This window comes from Gottfriedia sp. NPDC058432 (assembly GCF_042721555.1).
In the GTDB taxonomy this organism is placed as follows: domain Bacteria; phylum Bacillota; class Bacilli; order Bacillales; family Bacillaceae_G; genus Gottfriedia.
The window spans coordinates 109,752-128,976 of the sequence record NZ_JBHXLC010000010.1; the positions used below are offsets into that span (position 1 = coordinate 109,752).

Here is a 19,225-nt window from a genome sequence, read left to right on the forward strand (position 1 = left end):
ACTACACAGCCTAATTATAAGGGGGTTTTTTAATACGCATAAAGGCTTGGATAAATTTATAAATTAGATAACTTTCTTTGGAATTTATCTTGTTCAATTGAAAATAATTTAATGCAATCCTGCCGATTTTAAAAGTATCATTTAATTACAATAGTATCTGTTGGCTTGGTGATCATGCTAACGTGAAATAAAACTATATTTGTATGACGGAATCCTTCCTAACTTTTAAGGCTATCAAACTACCAAAAGTATGCACAATTGTTGCAGCTAAAAGGGCAGTAGTTTGAGTTGGATCAAATGAAGGTAGTACCTCAACCAGATCAAACCCAACAAAGTTAAAATCAGTAAGAGAACGAACCATTTTAAGTGTTTCATGACTGCTGAAACCACCCACTTCAGGTGTACCAGTTCCTGGAGCAAAAGCAGGATCAACGAAATCAATATCGAAAGTTAGGAAACAAGGAGTATTACCAATCGTACTTTTTACTTGTTGGACAACATCATCAATCCCACGAGTAAACAGCTCGCTCTGAGTAATAACGTTATACCCCAATTCAAGACTAGAAGTTATTTCCCAGCCGCGCATACCGATTTGAAAAACTTTATCTGGCTGTATAAGACCTTCTTCATGTGCGCGAATAAAAGGAGAACCGTGCCAGTATTTCTCATCCATATATGTATCCCATGTATCTGTATGGGAATCAAAATGAAGTAAAGCCACAGGTCCATATACTTTGGCTGCTGCACGTAGACTTGCTAATGTGATGGAATGGTCCCCACCTAATCCAATAGGGATGATTCCGTTTTTCATAAGATCGAACATGGCATTTTCTATAATCCCATAGCTTCGATGGATATTTTGCGTAACGACAGGTAAATCCCCAATGTCGATTGCATTTGTATCTTCAAAAGGTGAAACATCAAGAAGTGCATGATAAGAAGATAAACTCATCGACATCTGACGAATGGCTTGTGGACCAAATCTAGCGCCTACGCGATAAGAAGCTGCCGTATCAAAAGGCATCCCTAATATAGCAAGTCTTGTATTCTCACTTTCGGAAGGCAACCTCATAAAAGAACCTGAAGTACAAAAGTCAGGTTGATAATCTTCAAATGGATTTGACATTTTCAAAATACCTCCAAACTATCTTATTTCCCATAATATAACCCCTTTCTAACATGTGAAATTTTAAATTTATTATGAAAATAACAAACATAAGTTGCTTATTCGTTATTTTATAATCTAAGTTTATCCAAATAGGAAACTATATTAGTTTCCTTAGTTTCCATAGGCGTAAAAGAAGAATAAAAGAAACTTTCTCTTTTATTCTTGAATAGTAAGACCAAAAAGTAGAATATCAACTATTTCAGAAAGTGCTTCAGAAACAGTCATTCGATTTTCCATATAAAAATTTTGATCTAATGTAGAATTAATCGATTCAATAATAACTTTCATAATTAGAGATATATTCCGATCAACAATTATCCCTTCCTTGATCGCTTGCTCAATTAAATTACGAAGCAACTCCCAATCACTCTTTAGTATCGTATCCATCCTAACCCACTGTTCAGGATAATATCGTTTCATTTGATCTAATATATTTTGGTCAAGAAACTGATAGTGATCTGGTAAAACAGTAATAACATTTTTAATTTTTTCGATTAAAGACAATTCGTCATTCTGTATAATTGCTGTCGCTTTTATATCCATATCTTCAAAGGTGTAATCAATAACCGCTTCCATCATTTCTAATTTTGAAGGAAAGTACTTGTACAACGTTTTTTTGCTAATACCTAGTCGTTTTACCAAATCATCTAAAGGAAATTTCAGACCTTTAAGTTGAATTTCTTCAATAAAAGCTTTTATAATTCGATCTTTAATACATATCCACCTCTCACGTATTCACAGAAACTAAAAAAACTATAACAGTTTCCATCATTGTATCATATAATGAAATATTCTGACAATAAAAAAATTGTTGCTACACCACGAATGAAAATAGGAATTTTGTGGTCATACCATTTTGTTCAAAAATAAAATAACGATGAATCGGCGATCATGTTGTTCTACTAAAGCACTACGTTTGTTACATAAGGTGGATGATCTCCATTATTTATAGAGTATAACGGAATGAGTAACAAAACTTATCGTATCCCATTTTTTCCTCATAGAATCGATGAGCGTCAACTCTGTGAAGAGCTGATTCTAATGTTACATGTGAACATTCTTGCTCGCGTGCGTAGCGATGAATGTACGTCATTAATTCTTCACCATATCCTTTTGACCTTTCTGTTTCTTTCGTTACCAAATCGTAAACGAAAAGAAATTTATTATTATAAAAGTTTGTTAAGATATTGATCCCTGCAACTGCAACAATCTCATCATTTACTTCCAAACCAATCAAACGATACCCTTCTTTATGCATTTGATTATATTGTTCTTCAAATTTTTCTAAAGTTAAGTGTGTTCTCAATTGATTTAAAAGGTTAAAAGCTTTTACTAATTCATCTTTTGATTCCATATGCTTAATACTTGATAATTGATGCATAATATTCCCCCTTGATTAACTCTTATATTTTTAAAATTTATAGAATTGAAGAACTATATCACTTATTCAATTAAAAAAGCATTACTTCCTGCTAACTTGAAGTAATGCTTAAATTATATAACTAATAGGAAGATATTTCTTCCTCAACCAAATAAACCTTAAAAGATTAAGAATAGCATGTCGTCTGAGTCATTTTGAAAGAGTTCCATAAAAGCTCATTTTTTGGACTAGCTAGACGCAATGATTTATACCCTTGGATATTAGGAATGACATTAAATCTATTGAAATATAAAAACCCGCAAAGAAAATTCATTTATTTGCGGGTTTTCTTCTAAAAATCGTTCATTTCATTCATCATCAATCTCTTCATCAAATCAATCTATTAACTTTCATTATTTCTGATATTCTTTCTTTCTCCATTTTAAGTAAGTAAGAAAGCAAACGATAGAAGAAAGAACTCCTATAACAGTATATAGCTTAACAGATTCATATTTTTCTCCATAAAAAGACTCAATTGTCCATTGAAGCATCACTACGTTAACAATTAAGGTAATAAATATGATTATCCAATATTTTTTACGCACCATGACGAACTTTCCTTCCGACTGCGTAAACAACCCCATCGATTACTTCTAATTCAATCAGTGGTAATTCACGCTGAGGTGGGCCAGCTAGAGGCTGACCATTGTCCACGCTAAAGAATCCGCGGTGACAAGGACACAATAGCTTTGATTCTTCCTTATCATAAAAAACAGGACATTGTAGATGAGTACATTTATTATTATAAGCTTTTAGATTACCATCTTTTGTGTGTACTAGTATTGCAGGTTCATCGGCAGTTGGATAGTTAAAGTTTATTGAACTATCTTTTGGTAAGTCTTTCAATCTGATAATCTTTTGTCTATTTAAATCCTCTTTCTTGTTATTAAGGGCAATAGCTGAAAATGGAACAGTTGCTAATCCAAGAGCAACAGAAGCACCTACAACAGATTTCAGAAAAGATCTTCTGTTTAATTTTAAATCTTCATTTCTGTTTAAGTTATCGATTAAGTTAATCATATCATCATTTGTTTCTTTTATATTTCGTTTACTTTTATTATCTTGAGGCATAAGTCCGTCTCCTTTCGCCTAATATGAACTTATTTATGTATATACTCCAAAAAATTCCGGAACGTATTCCCACTTATTTCCTTCTTGTGGTTTTTTCCCTTCAACGAGATTCATCTGAGATCTTCTTCTACGCAACAGCTGCATTTCATCAAAGTCAATAAAACGAATCGCATCACTAGGACATACAGAAGCACACATTGGTGCAATATCGTATTTTGAGCGATCGTAGCACATGTCACATTTGTACATTTTATTTTCTTCAAAATCGAACTTAGGAATACCGAACGGGCATCCAAAAGTACAATTCCTACATCCTATACATTTCTCTTCCATAGCTGAAAGAACTACACCTTCTTCAGTTATTTGAATGGCATTCGCGGGACAAACTCGTGCACAGGCTGGATCTTTACAATGCATACAAAGCATCGGATAGGTCTGTCGACTTTCCATGAAATCAACATATTCTACATAGTTTCTTTCTTTTGCGTCATGATCACCGCATTCTCGGCAAGCCGCTTGACAAGAACGACATCCAATACATCGCTCAAATTCTAAATACATGATTTTATTCATCGATCCCGACTCCATTCAAAAGTTATTTATATTTCTCAATCTTCAGTGAGCATACTTTAAATTCTGGCATTCTCGAAATCGGATCTAAACATGGATTGGTTAATTGATTGACCGCTAATTCTTTTCCCCAATGATATGGAACAAACACCGTATCTCTTCTCGTAGCTTTTGTTAATTTCGTTTTTACAAGCATATGGGAGCGCGGTGTGATCAACTTTACAAGGTCGCCATTTTCCAATCCATATTGGCTTGCAAGTGCCGGATGCATCTCAGCAAATGGCTCTGGACATTGTTCCATAAGAAATTTGACTCTTCTTGTTTGAGCACCAGATAAATAGTGAAACACTACCCTTCCTGTCGTTAAGAACAGAGGATACTCCTTCGTTGGAGTTTCACCTGCTTCTTTCCATTCAACACTCGGGAGGTTGGCTTTACCATCTGGCGTTCCAAACTTGTCAATAAACATCGTTGGAGTTCCTGGATGGTCTTCAGAAGGACATGGCCAAAACACCCCGTCTTCTTTATCAATTCGATCCCATGTTATTCCGTAATAATCTGCTTTCCCACCTTTAGTGGCAATGCGAAACTCTTCAAAAACTTCTTCAGCATTTTTATATGGAAAATATTTACCTTTGCCCATTCGTTCTGCAATTAAGCTAACAATCTCCCAATCTGGCTTTGACTCACCTAAAGGTTCACGTACTTTACGGATTCGAATCACTCGGCCTTCGAGGTTGGTCGTTGTTCCTTCATCCTCTGCCCAAGTAGTCGCAGGTAATACTACATCAGCAAACTCCGCTGTTTCAGATAAGAAGAAATCACTGACAACTAAGAAATCAAGCTTCCTAAACCCGTTCCATATATGTTCAAGATTCGGAGCTGAAACTGCAGGGTTACTACAAATAACATGCATACCACGAATAGTACCTTTTTGAATTTCATCGAACATTTCATATGCAGAAACACCAGGCTTTGGCATTTCGCTTGGATCGATTCCCCATACTTTTGATACATACTTCACCGCTTCTGGATCTGTTAGCTTCCTATATCCTGGTAAAAGGTCGGCTTTTTGCCCGTGTTCTCTTCCTCCTTGACCATTTCCCTGTCCAGTAAAAGTTGCAACCCCCGAAGCAAATTTACCTATTTGTCCCATGAGCAGTGCCATCGATGTATAAAGCGAAACATTATCTACACCTTTTGACTGTTGCTCAACACCTCGTGCAAACATAACAACTGATTTTTGGGATAATCCATAAATATGAGCAGCTTTTACAATTTTTCCAACCGACACGCCTGTTATCTTTGAAGTATATTCGGGTGTAAACTTTTCAACTGTTTTCTTTAGTTCTTCAAAATTATTACATCTTTCATTTACATAGTCTTGATCTACATAGCCATTTTTAATGAGTAGATGAAGCATTCCGTTCGCCAATGCAGAGTCTGTACCTGGCTTAAGATCTAAATGTACATCTGCAACACGTGCTGTTGGAGTCTCTCTCGGATCTGCCACAATCAGTTTAGCTCCCTTGTCCTTTGCTCTCCACAACCACTGAATACTCGTAGGATGACACTCAGCGGTATTTGAACCTGCTATAAAGAAACAATCGGTATGTTCTAATTCTGGCCACGGTAGGGTTGAACCTCTATCGGTTCCGAGTGTCTTAAGGAATCCACCTGCAGCTGAGCTCATACAGAATCGACCATTGTAATCGATAAACCTTGTACCGAGACCAACCCTCGCATATTTACCTACCAAATAGCACTTTTCATTCGTCATAGATACCCCACCAAAAACAGATAAAGCATCTCTCCCACTTTCTTTTTGGATCCGTTTAAAGTTTTCTTCTATCAGGTCTAGTGCTTCTTTCCAAGTAGCTTTAACAAATTCACCGTTTTTCTTAATAAGTGGTGTAAGGATTCGTTCATCGTGCTCAACAGTTTGGTATGCTGTTACTCCTTTTGGACACATTTTTCCTCTTGTAACTGGCCAGTCATATCTCGGCTCTACCCCAACTATCTTTCCTGATTTCTCATTCACACGTATATGCATTCCACACTGCATTCCACAATAACAACAATGAGTAGTAATTAATTTTTCTCCTGGCTTTTGAAGGTTTTTAACACCTTCTTTGACGATGTATTGGCTCATTCTTCACGATCCCCTTTGTTATATTGATTAATATCTTTTTGAACTTCCTCTGGAAAATGATAATAGTCATCAGATCTCTTTTTGCTAAAACCAGACATTTGAATTCCATTTAATGTAGAGATTGGATCACTGCTTTTAAGATGTGGCTCTGAATTTAGTTGCTTCATGACCCTAATTCTTCTTCGACATGGTAAACAATAGTCTGAGAGATAACTTCTATCTTCAAGTTGTAAATCAAAGCTTTGGGCAGATAATATATCTTTTACATCGCTAATTTGATCATCAGAACTATAGGGTGTCCCACATCTTTTACATGGCCTCGTATCTACCCTAAGTTCTTGTTGATAGTTCATAGGAACTGCTGTTGCTAATGGACGGATCGGTAAATGAAATAGCTTTCCGAATGGAAAATAGATCAGTAAAATTACGACTGTCAATTGGTGAATAAGTGTTAAGTAATGATGCATCCAACCATCTAAAAGTACATATGAAACAGTTAATAGAAGTCCTGTCACTGTTACAGCTAGTAGTAAATATAAAGGTAATAAATCAAATTCAGCTCGTTGTGTAACCTTCACATCTTGACTCATAATTCTTCTTACGATTGCCATGATGACACCAACAAGAACCATACTAGCTGTAATGTTTAACCCGTTGTAAACCATTTCAGCGAATATACCGTGTGCTGCCATTGTAATTGTATCTACACCCATAACGACAATCGTGTATGTATTTGGATCAACGAGCTCAAAGTGCATCCAGCCAAATGTCAAACCAAAGGTGATTGCAAAGGAACCAATACATCCCCAAGAAATTAGTAAATGCTGTACACCTCTGTAAATACCCCTTTTAAAGATAAATTTCTGTAAGAAAATATTTTCTAGCGCTGTCTTGGTGATCGATAATAGATTACGTTTTTTTCGAGAATTTTCTTTTAAATTTTTCAAACTACGCCTTATAACTTGATGTGTTGCCGGCCTGATAAGCCATGCAGACATCCTGATCGTTAAGCCTACTGCAAAAATGAGTGAAGAAATAAAATAACCCATTAATGCCATATCGAAGTGTAAAAACCGGTCCGTTCCAACCCACGTTGTAAAGAGTAGAAGCAAAATAATAAAAAATGAATACATACTGCTTTTTGAGTAAAATGAGCGTTCGAAGGATTTTCTCATCTCATGTTCAACCTCCATGTGACTTTTTTAACATCGAAGTGCCTGATAAATTGATAAAATTGGGTACATGATGAAGTCTTCTTCTTTGTCATAATTGTACAGAAAGACTGTATCCAAGACTGTGAAGTACATCACACAATAGACCCTTAAAATTTAAAAAGAGGTGTGAACATGTTAGCAGGTAATGTAATCGCTATAACAAGTGGAAAAGGTGGGGTAGGTAAGTCAACTGTAGCGGCAAATCTTGCAGTTTCACTTGCGAGACAAGGAAAAAGAGTTGCTTTAATTGACTTAGATATTTATGGATTTAGCATTCCTAAAATGATGGAAATCGACATCAGTCCAAAAACCTTTAACGGAAAAATCATCCCTGTGGAGTCACACGGAGTAAAAATTATTTCGATGGGTTTTTTCATCAAAAACAACGATCCGGTTGTTTGGAGAGGCCCTATGTTAGGAAAAATGGTTGAGCATTTCAGTAAAGATGTCATTTGGGGAGAATTAGACTATTGCATTCTAGATATGCCTCCAGGGACCGGTGATATTGCACTTGATATGCATCACACCATTCCTCAAAGTAAGGAAATCATTGTCACCACCCCTCATCAAACAGCATCAATTGTCGCCGAGAGAGCAGGTACGATGGCCCAAAAAGCAAATCATGAAATTCTTGGAGTAGTTGAAAATATGTCTTATTTCCAACCTATAGATCGTTCTGAGAAGTACTACATATTCGGAAAAGGAGGTGGCGATTTATTAGCCGATCGATTAGGAACCGAAGTACTTGCCAAACTTCCGATCGAGGAAGTTATCGAGAATTCACCTACTCCGTCCATATACGATGAGAAAACTAGTTTATTTCATCATTATAAAGAGTTAGCTACAACTATTAATCTGAAATTTAACGCTCTAAATGCTGTTATAAGAGATTGAACTATACTAAAATAGCGACTTCACTTAGCTGAAGTCGCTTTTGTATATTGATACTTTGCAGTAAAAATGGGCAGAATCTACAAAAACAGAAAACTAGTTACCACTAAGAATATGACAGAATTGATAATCTCAATGATCCCTAATTGCATAATAGTAAGTTTTTTATTGTATAAAGAAATTGCTCTTATCAAACTAGGAACAAAAGGGAGAATCCAAAGCCAAGACTCTTTTAAAGTAAAAATAAATAATAGAACGATAAAATGGTATCCCCACGAATACCAACGAAATCTCTTATTCTTTTTTTCTCGAATCATTGATTTCACAAAAAATGTACTACCTAAAAAGAACAAAAATACGAAGAGTGCTACACTCCAGCCTTCCCTTGTAAGTGCCCTCTTCCCTATATAAAAACTAGCCAATCCACCTATACAAAAAACACCAATCGCAACCATGTCATTCGTAAAGGCTCGTTCGTTTTTTCTCTTAACGAAATATATGTTTAATAGAAAGAATGGAAGCATAGCTAGACCGAAGTATATCAATCTCCATTCAGCAAACATAACGAGTGCTAAAAATACGAATGAAATGAAAAAATAACCTAACGCCCAATAAAAATAAAATGACACTTGTTTTCCTTTGATCACCATAATTAATGGATAGGCAGCAAGGTATAGAAAAAACCAGCCTATAAATAAAGGGATATGAATTAAACGAAATGAACTTGCGGCAACTCCAAGTATATATGGAATTAAAAGCATTGCCCAAGCACCGTGTTGGTTTGGAACTACTATTTTCACAATATAGCACCCACTTTCCTTATTATTCTTACATCATACTCAAACGATTATGGGTTTTCTGTGATTAAGTTCACTATCCTTTTTATGTTTGAGAATTTCATAAAGCCCCATTTACTTTAATAGAGCCTAAAATATAAAACTATTCCCAACAAGAAAAAAGCCCCTTAAAAAAGGGACTTTTTTACTCATCCTTTGCAACTCCACCAACGGACCAATTTTCTTTTTCGAATTCGTTTATTAAAATTCTTACTTGTGCTGGCTGAACATCCAATGTACGACATACAACTTCATTAATTTCTCTCATTAATTGCTTTTTTAATTCTGGACTTCTTCCTTCAATCAATTGAATTTGAATGATTGGCATATTGTATTACCTCGTTACCTGTAGTTCCATTGTCTCGATTCCATCAAATCGTGCTTCTACACTATCGCCCTCTTCAACATGGATCGCTTCTGTAATTCCACCCGTTAAGATAATCATCCCTGGTTCAATTTGTTCGCCGTTTTTACTTAGCATCTGCACCAACTTTACGACGGATTCTACTGGATGATCTAGTACATCAGAACTTACACCACTTTGTACTTTTACGCCATTTTTGTATAATTCAACATTAATTTCATCCCAAGAAGTATATGTAGGTGAATATTGTTGTTTACCAATAATAAATTTTGATGACGATGCATTATCTGCTACTACATCTGTTAGCGTAAATGAGAAATTTTTATATCGACTATCAATTACTTCTAATGCAGGTACAATATACTCAGTTGCTTCCCATACATCTTTTGCTGTTACATCCTGTCCAAATAATGGCTTGTTGATCATAAATGCTATTTCTGGCTCAACCCTCGGATGGATTAAACCTTCCATCTTTAATTCTTTTTCTTCTAATTCCATCGATTTTGTTAAGCGTCCATAAATCGGCTCGTCAACATTAACAGATTTTTGTTTAGCAATACTTGTTAGTCCCATTTTCCAACCAATTAATGGATCACCATTTTTAATCGCATTATCAATACTTAATTTTTGAATTTCATAAGCATTATTAACGTTTAATTCTGGATGTTCAATCGTAATTTTATCCATTTCTAGACCCTTTTTTTGGTGCATATATATTTTATTCGCGATTTCAGTTATCATAAAACCCGTCTCCTCTCAAAAAACAGACAATTTTTTATTTGCTAACATACAAGCAACTTCTTGAATCATATCCTCTTGCCCACCGACTACTTTTTGTTTTCCTAATTCAATTAAGATATCTCTTGCATCAACATTCCATTTTTTAGCTGCTCGATTAGCATGTAATAGAAAACTAGAATACACTCCTGCATAGCCTAAAATTAGACTACCTTTTGTAATCTCTTGTGGTGTTTGAAGAATTGGCGCAACGATTTCCTCTGCTAAGTCCATCATTTTATAGAAATCAATTCCTGTCTTGATTCCTAATCGTTCTAACACTCCAATTAACACTTCAGTTTGTGTATTTCCTGCTCCAGCACCTAAGCAACGTACGCTGCCATCAATTCTAGTAGATCCTTCTTCAATCGCTACTAGTGTATTTGACATCGCTAGAGAAAGATTATTATGTGCATGGAATCCAACTTCAATATCAAGGGACCCTCGTAAAGCAGCAATACGGTCTTTTACTTCATGTGGAAGAAACGCACCTGCAGAGTCAACCATATATACAACGTCCGCACCATAACTTTCCATCAATTTGGCTTGTTCTACTAATTTTTCAACTGGTGCCATATGGGACATCATTAAAAAACCGACAGTTTCTAATCCAAGCTCTTTAGACATGGAAATATGTTGTTTCGAAACATCAGCTTCAGTAACATGTGTAGCTATACGAGCCATTTTTGCTCCGATTTTTGCTGCCGTTTTTAATTCATTTACTGTTCCAATACCAGGTAATAGTAAGACAGCAATCTTTGAATGATTACATGAATTTACCGCTGCTTCGATCAATTCAAATTCATTCGTTGTTGATAAACCATATTGTAATGAAGAACCACCTAAACCATCTCCATGTGATACTTCAATAAAAGGCATTTTTGCATCATCAAGAGCCTTCGCAATTCGAACGACTTGATCTACTGTATATGAATGAGCAATTGCATGACTTCCATCTCGAAGTGCTACTTCAGTTACAATGACTTCTTTTCCAAACATTGCACTCCCTCACTTTCTTTAAGCACTTTTTTAAACAGTTTTTACAACTTCATATTGTGCAATCTCTTCTGCTACTTTTACTGCTGATGCAGTCATAATATCTAAGTTTCCTGCATAGCTAGGTAAGTAGTCCCCTGATCCTTGAACTTCTAAATATACAGTTATAGTTGAACCATCTATGATTGGTTCCATTCTTAAACGGTATCCTGGAACATACGCTTGAACCTTTTTCACCATTTGTTTAACGGAATGAATCATGCTTTCATGGTTAAAATCTTCATTCGTAACTTTACAATAAACTGTATCTCTCATCATAATTGGCGGTTCTGCTGGATTTAAAATAATGATTGCTTTTCCTTTTTTAGCTCCACCAATCTCTTCAAGTCCTCTAGCCGTTGTTACAGTAAACTCGTCGATATTAGCACGTGTACCAGGACCGGCACTTCTTGAGCTAATTGTTGCAACGATTTCTGCGTACTCAACTTCGGCAATTTGACCTACCGCATGAACGATTGGGATTGTTGCTTGCCCACCACATGTTATTAAATTGACATTCCTTTCGACTATATGTGAACCTAAATTGACAGGTGGTACGACAAATGGCCCAATTGCCGCTGGCGTTAAATCGATCACGCGCTTCTTTAATTCACCAAGTACTTTTGCATGATGAAAATGAGCTTTTGCAGAAGTCGCATCAAACAATAAATCAGCCAGTTCTTTTCGTTCAATGAAACCTTGAATACCATTATCGATTACTTCAACTCCTAATTCCTTCGCACGGTTTAACCCATCAGATTCTGGATCAATTCCGATCATCGTTGTTAATTCTAGAAATGGATTATTCTGTAATTTCATCATTAAATCTGTTCCAATATTCCCCGAACCAATGATTCCGACTTTTAATTTATTCATAATTACCACCTCATTTATTTAAATGAAATCGAGACTTCACCTAGTAATGGGAACTTCGCAGTAAATAAGTCCCCAGCATTTGCATTAATTGCAGCTGACAAAGCTCCTGATAAAATAATTTCTCCTGCATTTAGCGAGATTCCAAATTCACTTAATTTATTGGCTAACCATGCTACACAATGAATTGGGTTTCCTAGCACTGCTTCTCCCTTACCTGAATTCATCAATTCTTCGTTACGATATAATTCCATCGCAACATTCGGTAAGTCAATTTCCTTTACATCAAAACGTTCATTGCCAAGAACAAATAAGCATGATGAAGCGTTATCAGCTACTGTATCCTCTAATCGAATTTTCCAATTTTCGATTCTACTATCAACTACCTCTAATGCAGGTACAATATAATCTGTTGCATTAACTACATCCTCAAATGTAATATTTGGCCCGATTAAATCCTTTTTTAAGACAAATGCAATTTCAGCTTCTACTTTTGGTAAAATCATATTTGCAACTTGAACTTCACCGAAATTAGGAATATTCATATCTGTTAGTAAGTGACCGTAATCTGGTTCATCTACTCCTAATAACTCCTGCATAGCAATTGAAGTTAATCCAATTTTTTTACCGATAATTTTCTGCCCTTTTTTCAATTTTTCTTCAACATTTGTTAATTGAATTTGATAGGCTTCTTTTTCAGTTAATCCAGGAAAAATCTCAGTTAAAGCTTTTATACTTACTCCACTCTCTTCTGCTTCTTGTAGCAGAATCGTAAGCTCGTCTACACTAGTAATCTTCACTTTCTTTAGCCCCCTTTTTAATTCTTATAATTTAATCGTGATATTCGATAATTCACTATAAAACTCAAAGCTATGAATTCCACCCTCGCGCCCTAAACCGCTTTGCTTCATTCCTCCAAATGGTGTACGTAAATCTCTTAAATACCAAGTGTTCACCCAAATAATTCCAGCCTCAATTTGATGAGCAACACGGTGAGCTCTGCGTAAATCATTTGTCCAGATTGTAGCTCCTAAGCCATAATGAGTATCATTTGCCCATTCAATCACTTCTTCTTCCGAATCAAAAGGCATAACTGTTACGACTGGACCAAATATTTCTTCTCTTACACATCTAGAATCACGGTTTAATCCTGTAATGATTGTCGGTGAGATAAAGCATCCTTTTTCAATTGATGCTGGTCTACTGCCACCCGTTAAAATAGTTCCACCTTCTTCTTTTGCAATCTCGATATAAGATAATACTTTTTCGTAATGTTCTTTACTAATTACCGCACCCACTTTTGTGCCTTCTTCAAACGGATCGCCAATTTTTAATTCCTTTGTTTTCGCGACAAATTTATCAATAAATTCATCAAAGATTGATCTCTGAACATAAATTCTAGATCCACATAAACAAACTTCTCCTTGATTCATAAAAGATGATTTTAAAGTTGTTTCAATCACTTCGTCTAAATCAGAATCAGCAAAGATAATGTTTGGATTTTTTCCTCCAAGCTCAAACGATAATTTTTTTAACGTTGGAGCTGCCGCCTTCATAATTGCTGTACCTGTTTTTGTTTCACCAGTAAATGTGATTGCATCAACATCGCTGTGCTCTGTTAAAGCTGAGCCTGCCGCATTTGCTCCAAATCCGTGTACAACATTCACAACTCCGTCAGGTACGCCTGCATCTTTACAAATTTCAGCTAAAACTGTAGCTGTCATTGGTGTCCATTCTGCCGGCTTCATAACCGCTGTATTGCCAGCCGCTAAACAAGGTGCAAGCTTCCATGTTAATAGTAATAAAGGAAGATTCCATGGGTTAATCATTCCGACTACACCAACAGGCCTACGATATGTATAATGTAAGGCAGTTTGATCTTGCATATGAGACTCAGAGCTTAAAGTTGTAATATAATCAGCGAAAAAATAAAAATTGTGAGCCGATCTAGTAATATCAACTTCTAAAGCAAGTTCATATGGCTTTCCAGAATCCATTGCCTCTAAAGCTGCTAATTCTTCTTTTCGAGCTAATATTCCGTCTCCGATTTTTCTTAATACTGCCGCTCTTTGATTGCTAGTAAATTGTTTCCACTCACCTTTTAGCGCTCGTTTTGCTGCTTTTACTGCTAAATCAATTTCTAACTCCCCACCTTCAGAAACAGAACCTAACACTTCTTCAGTTGCAGGATTAATATTTAAAAATGTTTTTTGATTAAAAGAAGGAATAGATTGTCCATCAATAAAATGCTTACAATCGATCGGTAATGTTTTATTTTTCTTCTCTGTAACTTGCATAATAGGCACCTACCATTCTAATAGAATAAAAGGTGACACGAGTGCCACCAAATTTTTCAATCCTCTATTTCTACAACCATTTCAATTTCGATCGCTGTATTATGTGGAAGCTGTGCCATCCCAACAGCCGACCTAGCATGTTTTCCTCTTTCACCAAACACTTCTACTAAAAGGTCAGAAGCTCCATTCATCACTTTCGGATGATCATAGAAATCTTCTGTACTATTTACGAAGCCTAATATTTTTACAATTCGTTTTACTTTCGAAAGTTCCCCTAATTCGTACTTTAAGACACTAATTAAATTTAACATTGACTCCCTAGAAGCAGCATACCCTTCCTCGAGCGTTAACTCTCGTCCAACTTTTCCATGGTATTCATCTACACCTTGACCAGATGTAAATAGTAGATTACCAGTACGAACAGATTTTACATAATTACCTGATGCCGGTCTTATTGCTTTAAGTGCATAACCTAAACTGATTAATCTATCTTCTGGAGTCAATACTTTGTTTTCCATGAAGTAAATCTGCCTCCTTAATATTTAAAAATTTCAGGGCATTTTTGCCTAAAATAGCTTCTTTCATTTCTTTATTAATATCCATTTGATTAATGACTCTTCCAGGTGGAGTTTCCCTTAATAAGAAAGGATAATCCGAGCCCATCACAATTTTGTCATAACCAAATCGGTTAATTAAAAATTGAATATTGATAGGATCATAGTGAAGTGAATCAAAATAAAAATTACTTACATAATGACTTGGTGGATAGGCAGTTTTTCGCAAATGCGGCCATACCTTCCATCCTTGATCTAATCTAGGCAGAATAAATGGGAATGAACCACCGCCATGTGCAAAACAAATCTTTAATTTTGGATATTTTTCAATCACACCACCAAATGTTAAGCTAGCAGCAGCTAAAGCTGTTTCACTCGGCATTCCAACCGTGTACATAAAGTTATGATCTGGAGTACGATCCTTCGCTAATGTTTCCCACGGATGAATAAACAATGGGACATTCCATCTTTCAGCCATTTCAAAAAATGGACTAAACTCATCACTGTCTAAATTTATTCCATTTACATTTGTACCAATTTCCAATCCACTTAATCCAAGTGTATGAATACAGCGATCCATTTCCCTGATAGCTACTTCGGCGTTCTGCATTGGTACTGTCCCTAATCCAATAAATTTTGTAGGGTTCTTTTTAACTGTATTTGCAATGAAATCATTTTGAATTTGAGCCATTTCCAAAGCTGCTGGAGCTGGTGCCCAATACGAAAATGTAACTGGAATTGGCGACAGCACTTGCATTGTTACATCTTCATTATTCATGTCCTCAATTCTCTTTTCAGGACTCCAAACTTGATCAGTTACTTCCCTAAATACTTTTCCAGCAACCATAATATTGGCACCACATGAACATGTCGGTTGTAAAATTGGCCATCTTTCATGACCATATTTTTCAAAAAAATTCGGTAAATCCTCAGGAATGATGTGTGTATGAAAGTCTATACGCATACCCATTCATCCGCTTCCTCTTTCATGACATGACCACAGTTTTTACATGTTCTTAATTCAAGGCTAGCATTGAATTGTTCAATCGCTTCTTTTACTTGTGTACCAATATCCGTTAATTGAACGGTCGTTTTATGCATTTCTTCATTACACTCATCACAGAACCAAACAAAGCTTTCTAATTCACCTTCTGCTCTTTTTCGTTCAAGCACAATTCCATATGAATCTTTTACTCTATGAGGTGAATGTGGAACAAAAGAAGGAAGCATAAAAATTTCACCTTCTCCAACTGTTACAACTTCTCGCTTACCATCTGGCGTAATACACTCAACATAGCAATTGCCTTTAATTTGATAGAAAAATTCATCTGCAGGATCGATATGGAAGTCTCTACGTTTATTTGGTCCTCCAATGATCATCGCAGCATACTCCGAATCTTCCCAAATAACCTTATTATTAACTGGTGGTTTTAATAGCTCTTTATTATCCTCAATCAATTTGAAAATATTAAAAACTCGACTTTTAAGATTCATCTCTAATCCTCCAATTAATTCATTTTTATTTAAACTTAAGTAAGCGCTATCATTATGCATTAATATAACCAAGCTGATTTGAGACTGTTTTAGCAGTTTTCACAACATCCTGAATCATTCGACCAATGTCTTGGCTCATCATATACGAAACCGGTCCAACCATATTTAATGCTGCAAAAGTTTGACCAGTATATGTTTGAATTGGAGCTGCAATTCCGAATAATCCTAGATCATTTTCATTGTTGCTAATGCTATAACCATTCTCTTTAATCGCAGTCATTTCTTTTTTTAATGCATCAATATTCGTAATTGTATTTGTTGTATAAGCTTTAAAGCCTTTTTCAATCGTTGTTTTTAAATATGCTGGATTATATGATAGTAGGATTTTACCAGTACTCGTACAATATGCAGGTCGTTTAGCACCTATAAATGTCGGGACAGGTATCGAATGTTTTGAGGAAACTTTTAAGACAAATCTTACGTCCCCTTTATCAAACATTCCGATATGAACGGTACTATCATAATTTTTTAGTAGATTTTCTAATAATGGAATGGCTTCACTATATATGTCTTGTTGATACATAACGTGATTACTCCATTCAAGCAGCTTCCAACCAAGTCGATACTTTTTCTTACTATCCTGAATTAAAATTCCTTCAGCACAAAGAGTTCGAACTAAATGATGGACCGAGCTTGCATTCATATTTAACTTTTCAGCTATTTCTAAATTTCCTAGGACTGGTTCTTCTTCTGTAAAGCAATCTAATATTCTAGAAATCTTTTGAACTGAAGAGATCACTAGATCCCCTCCTCTTTGATACTAAAAAATTTCATAAAATCCCTGCTTTCTAAAATTAATCAGTTAACTTTAGAATTCGCTAGATTAGTCGATACTCCTTTTAAGTTTTTTGCTCCGTTTAATGCATCGTCTACCATACTAAATGTTTTCTTGCGTTTCATTTGGTTATAGTAAATTGCTCTTTTTCGAATTGGGTCACCAGTATAATATCTTTCATATTGAAGTGCTCTTTGTCCAAAAGCTTCTCCACATAAATCCCATGCAAGTTTGAATAATTGAATTCGTTCTAAAGAGGATACTCCTTCACGTCCAACATAATATTTATCCATTGCATCTCTTAGCTCAGGATGTTCAAAGTCTGCTTCTGTTGGTGACATTAATAAGCCACCTGCACCAATTGTTTGAATCACTTCAATTGCTCTTGGGTACATAGTTGGAAGCAAGCCACGAATTGTCTCAAGTGGTTCCCATGCCGGTCTTACTTCGCCTGAAGGTAATGTCTCATACTCTGTTTCAGAAACTCGAAGTAACGCACGAATTGTTTCAACTGATTGTAGTAGTTCACCTAAGTCATTTTGGACATTTAAATAAACATCTACTCCAATTGAATCAGCTAATTTGCAAGCTACCTCTACTGCAAAAGCTAATTTTACGTAGCCTCTTACGCCAGACTGATGAGCAGGCTGTTGTGCAATACCTGTTTTTGGATATAGATTATTTGCAGCTTCAACATTATTATGAATAAATACACGATTCCAAGGGATTAACACATCTTCAAATACAAGGACAGCATCCATCTCTTCGAATCTAGATGCTAATGGATGATCAAAAAATGATCTTTTACCATCTTGCATTTGCTCTCTACATAAAATTTTTAATCCCGGCGTGTCAATCGGAAGTGCAAATGCTAAAGCATATCGCTCATCACCTTCGTGGAATCCAGGGAATGAATAAATAATGACTTCATCTGTAATTGGTGCTAATGTTGCAAGCATTTTAGCCCCTCTAACAACTAATCCATCAACCGTTTCTTCAACAGCACCTAAATGTGTAAATAGATCTTTTTGTTCATAAGATGGCTTACTGCGATCATTTTGTGGATTAATAATTGCGTGCGTTAAGAAGACGTCATTATCACGAACAAATTTGAAATAATTTTGGACATTTTTTGACCACTCTGGATTATATTTATCTAAAAACCATGAATTACTTGCCATTGAAGTTAAGACAATGTTCAAGAAATCTGGTGTTCTTCCCATTAAACCAAATGTTGACTTTGCATATGCTTCGAATAAATCTCCACGCTTTTTAATATCCTCAGATGACTTAGGCACTAAAAATGCATTAGAAATTCGCTCGCCAGTTTCTTCACAAATATGTGTGATTTTTTCTTGATAAGCTGGATCGAACTGCATATCATATAATTTTGCAATCTCTAGAATCGGTTGTTTGAAAACTGGATGGTTTACGATATCTTCTACCTTTTCTCCACCTAACCATACGTCTGGCTTTCTAGATTTTAGTCCATCAATATATTGCGCTCCTGTACGAATACCCATTTAATAATTCCTCCACTCCGATATGTAATTTTTTTAAACTTTGTTTTTTAAATCGAATTCGGAAATTTTTTAAAGCGCTTTCAAAAAGATCAATTTCACTTTCTTAAATTATTTACACCACCTACTACTTTTTAATTAACTTAATTTCACT

20 protein-coding genes and 1 pseudogene are annotated in these 19,225 nt (G+C 35.6%); 1 reads left to right on the plus strand and 20 read right to left on the minus strand.

Features of this window, described 5'->3' with window-relative positions; all coding sequences use genetic code 11:
• Positions 1 to 193: 193 nt before the first annotated feature.
• From speB to ACFWM3_RS12355, 8 genes are all read right to left on the minus strand, one after another.
• On the minus strand, positions 194 to 1,126 hold the full coding sequence (gene speB, locus ACFWM3_RS12320) for an agmatinase (RefSeq protein ID WP_390311511.1): 933 nt from the start codon (positions 1,124 to 1,126) through the stop codon (positions 194 to 196).
• Between the two features lie 198 nt (positions 1,127 to 1,324).
• A complete protein-coding gene (locus tag ACFWM3_RS12325; RefSeq protein ID WP_390311560.1) occupies positions 1,325 to 1,882 on the minus strand; it encodes a TetR/AcrR family transcriptional regulator in 558 nt (185 codons plus the stop codon).
• 232 nt (positions 1,883 to 2,114) lie between these two features.
• On the minus strand, positions 2,115 to 2,549 hold the full coding sequence (locus ACFWM3_RS12330; RefSeq protein WP_390311512.1) for a GNAT family N-acetyltransferase: 435 nt from the start codon (positions 2,547 to 2,549) through the stop codon (positions 2,115 to 2,117).
• A 392-nt stretch (positions 2,550 to 2,941) separates the two neighbouring features.
• Positions 2,942 to 3,136, minus strand: coding sequence for a hypothetical protein (locus ACFWM3_RS12335; RefSeq protein ID WP_056475607.1), 195 nt, complete (start codon positions 3,134 to 3,136; stop codon positions 2,942 to 2,944).
• A complete protein-coding gene (locus ACFWM3_RS12340; protein WP_056475604.1) occupies positions 3,126 to 3,659 on the minus strand; it encodes a QcrA and Rieske domain-containing protein in 534 nt (177 codons plus the stop codon). Before ACFWM3_RS12340 ends, ACFWM3_RS12335 begins: the two co-directional genes overlap by 11 nt.
• Positions 3,660 to 3,692: 33 nt before the next feature.
• On the minus strand, positions 3,693 to 4,247 hold the full coding sequence (locus ACFWM3_RS12345) for a 4Fe-4S dicluster domain-containing protein (RefSeq protein WP_390311513.1): 555 nt from the start codon (positions 4,245 to 4,247) through the stop codon (positions 3,693 to 3,695).
• Positions 4,248 to 4,254: 7 nt separating this feature from the next.
• Complete coding sequence (fdhF, locus tag ACFWM3_RS12350) at positions 4,255 to 6,381, minus strand: formate dehydrogenase subunit alpha (RefSeq protein WP_390311514.1); 2,127 nt, start codon at positions 6,379 to 6,381, stop codon at positions 4,255 to 4,257.
• Positions 6,378 to 7,556 carry an MFS transporter gene (locus ACFWM3_RS12355; protein ID WP_390311515.1) on the minus strand — a complete coding sequence of 393 codons (1,179 nt, stop codon included), beginning with the start codon at positions 7,554 to 7,556 and terminating at the stop codon, positions 6,378 to 6,380. The genes fdhF and ACFWM3_RS12355 overlap by 4 nt, the downstream gene beginning before the upstream one ends.
• Positions 7,557 to 7,745: 189 nt before the next feature.
• Between ACFWM3_RS12355 and ACFWM3_RS12360 the strand changes: the two are divergent.
• A pseudogene (locus ACFWM3_RS12360) lies at positions 7,746 to 8,489 on the plus strand (Mrp/NBP35 family ATP-binding protein); the annotation flags it as partial.
• Between the two features lie 77 nt (positions 8,490 to 8,566).
• Here ACFWM3_RS12360 and ACFWM3_RS12365 read toward each other — a convergent pair.
• From ACFWM3_RS12365 to ACFWM3_RS12420, 12 genes are all read right to left on the minus strand, one after another.
• A complete protein-coding gene (locus ACFWM3_RS12365; protein WP_390311516.1) occupies positions 8,567 to 9,286 on the minus strand; it encodes a YwiC-like family protein in 720 nt (239 codons plus the stop codon).
• 181 nt (positions 9,287 to 9,467) lie between these two features.
• On the minus strand, positions 9,468 to 9,650 hold the full coding sequence (locus ACFWM3_RS12370) for a tautomerase family protein (protein WP_056475592.1): 183 nt from the start codon (positions 9,648 to 9,650) through the stop codon (positions 9,468 to 9,470).
• 6 nt (positions 9,651 to 9,656) lie between these two features.
• Entirely contained in the window at positions 9,657 to 10,427 is a 771-nt protein-coding gene (locus ACFWM3_RS12375) for a 2-keto-4-pentenoate hydratase (protein WP_390311517.1), read from the minus strand.
• 15 nt (positions 10,428 to 10,442) lie between these two features.
• A complete protein-coding gene (gene dmpG / locus ACFWM3_RS12380) occupies positions 10,443 to 11,462 on the minus strand; it encodes a 4-hydroxy-2-oxovalerate aldolase (RefSeq protein WP_390311518.1) in 1,020 nt (339 codons plus the stop codon).
• A gap of 30 nt (positions 11,463 to 11,492) precedes the next feature.
• A complete protein-coding gene (locus tag ACFWM3_RS12385) occupies positions 11,493 to 12,374 on the minus strand; it encodes an acetaldehyde dehydrogenase (acetylating) (protein WP_390311519.1) in 882 nt (293 codons plus the stop codon).
• Between the two features lie 14 nt (positions 12,375 to 12,388).
• Positions 12,389 to 13,165 (minus strand): 2-keto-4-pentenoate hydratase, encoded by a 777-nt coding sequence (locus ACFWM3_RS12390; RefSeq protein WP_056475674.1) that lies wholly within the window; start codon positions 13,163 to 13,165, stop codon positions 12,389 to 12,391.
• A gap of 30 nt (positions 13,166 to 13,195) precedes the next feature.
• The gene (locus ACFWM3_RS12395; protein WP_390311520.1) at positions 13,196 to 14,668 is read right to left on the minus strand and encodes an aldehyde dehydrogenase; all 1,473 of its coding nucleotides are present in this window, start codon (positions 14,666 to 14,668) and stop codon (positions 13,196 to 13,198) included.
• A 56-nt stretch (positions 14,669 to 14,724) separates the two neighbouring features.
• Entirely contained in the window at positions 14,725 to 15,186 is a 462-nt protein-coding gene (locus tag ACFWM3_RS12400; RefSeq protein ID WP_056475578.1) for a RidA family protein, read from the minus strand.
• The gene (locus tag ACFWM3_RS12405) at positions 15,155 to 16,192 is read right to left on the minus strand and encodes an amidohydrolase family protein (RefSeq protein ID WP_390311521.1); all 1,038 of its coding nucleotides are present in this window, start codon (positions 16,190 to 16,192) and stop codon (positions 15,155 to 15,157) included. The genes ACFWM3_RS12400 and ACFWM3_RS12405 overlap by 32 nt, the downstream gene beginning before the upstream one ends.
• A complete protein-coding gene (locus ACFWM3_RS12410; protein ID WP_056475668.1) occupies positions 16,177 to 16,716 on the minus strand; it encodes a 3-hydroxyanthranilate 3,4-dioxygenase in 540 nt (179 codons plus the stop codon). Before ACFWM3_RS12410 ends, ACFWM3_RS12405 begins: the two co-directional genes overlap by 16 nt.
• A gap of 52 nt (positions 16,717 to 16,768) precedes the next feature.
• Positions 16,769 to 17,515 (minus strand): IclR family transcriptional regulator, encoded by a 747-nt coding sequence (locus tag ACFWM3_RS12415; protein WP_056475576.1) that lies wholly within the window; start codon positions 17,513 to 17,515, stop codon positions 16,769 to 16,771.
• 59 nt (positions 17,516 to 17,574) lie between these two features.
• Positions 17,575 to 19,074, minus strand: coding sequence for a 4-hydroxyphenylacetate 3-hydroxylase family protein (locus ACFWM3_RS12420; protein ID WP_056475573.1), 1,500 nt, complete (start codon positions 19,072 to 19,074; stop codon positions 17,575 to 17,577).
• Positions 19,075 to 19,225: the final 151 nt, after the last annotated feature.

Bases quoted from the DNA above. Each gene is read 5' to 3' on its own strand.
- speB (WP_390311511.1), bottom strand. From the start codon at position 1,126: ATGTCAAATCCATTTGAAGATTATCAACCTGACTTTTGTACTTCAGGT.
- ACFWM3_RS12330 (WP_390311512.1), bottom strand. From the start codon at position 2,549: ATGCATCAATTATCAAGTATTAAGCATATGGAATCAAAAGATGAATTA.
- ACFWM3_RS12335 (WP_056475607.1), bottom strand. From the start codon at position 3,136: ATGGTGCGTAAAAAATATTGGATAATCATATTTATTACCTTAATTGTT.
- ACFWM3_RS12340 (WP_056475604.1), bottom strand. From the start codon at position 3,659: ATGCCTCAAGATAATAAAAGTAAACGAAATATAAAAGAAACAAATGAT.
- ACFWM3_RS12345 (WP_390311513.1), bottom strand. From the start codon at position 4,247: ATGGAGTCGGGATCGATGAATAAAATCATGTATTTAGAATTTGAGCGA.
- fdhF (WP_390311514.1), bottom strand. From the start codon at position 6,381: ATGAGCCAATACATCGTCAAAGAAGGTGTTAAAAACCTTCAAAAGCCA.
- ACFWM3_RS12355 (WP_390311515.1), bottom strand. From the start codon at position 7,556: ATGAGAAAATCCTTCGAACGCTCATTTTACTCAAAAAGCAGTATGTAT.
- ACFWM3_RS12370 (WP_056475592.1), bottom strand. From the start codon at position 9,650: ATGCCAATCATTCAAATTCAATTGATTGAAGGAAGAAGTCCAGAATTA.
- ACFWM3_RS12375 (WP_390311517.1), bottom strand. From the start codon at position 10,427: ATGATAACTGAAATCGCGAATAAAATATATATGCACCAAAAAAAGGGT.
- dmpG (WP_390311518.1), bottom strand. From the start codon at position 11,462: ATGTTTGGAAAAGAAGTCATTGTAACTGAAGTAGCACTTCGAGATGGA.
- ACFWM3_RS12385 (WP_390311519.1), bottom strand. From the start codon at position 12,374: ATGAATAAATTAAAAGTCGGAATCATTGGTTCGGGGAATATTGGAACA.
- ACFWM3_RS12395 (WP_390311520.1), bottom strand. From the start codon at position 14,668: ATGCAAGTTACAGAGAAGAAAAATAAAACATTACCGATCGATTGTAAG.
- ACFWM3_RS12400 (WP_056475578.1), bottom strand. From the start codon at position 15,186: ATGGAAAACAAAGTATTGACTCCAGAAGATAGATTAATCAGTTTAGGT.
- ACFWM3_RS12405 (WP_390311521.1), bottom strand. From the start codon at position 16,192: ATGGGTATGCGTATAGACTTTCATACACACATCATTCCTGAGGATTTA.
- ACFWM3_RS12410 (WP_056475668.1), bottom strand. From the start codon at position 16,716: ATGAATCTTAAAAGTCGAGTTTTTAATATTTTCAAATTGATTGAGGAT.
- ACFWM3_RS12420 (WP_056475573.1), bottom strand. From the start codon at position 19,074: ATGGGTATTCGTACAGGAGCGCAATATATTGATGGACTAAAATCTAGA.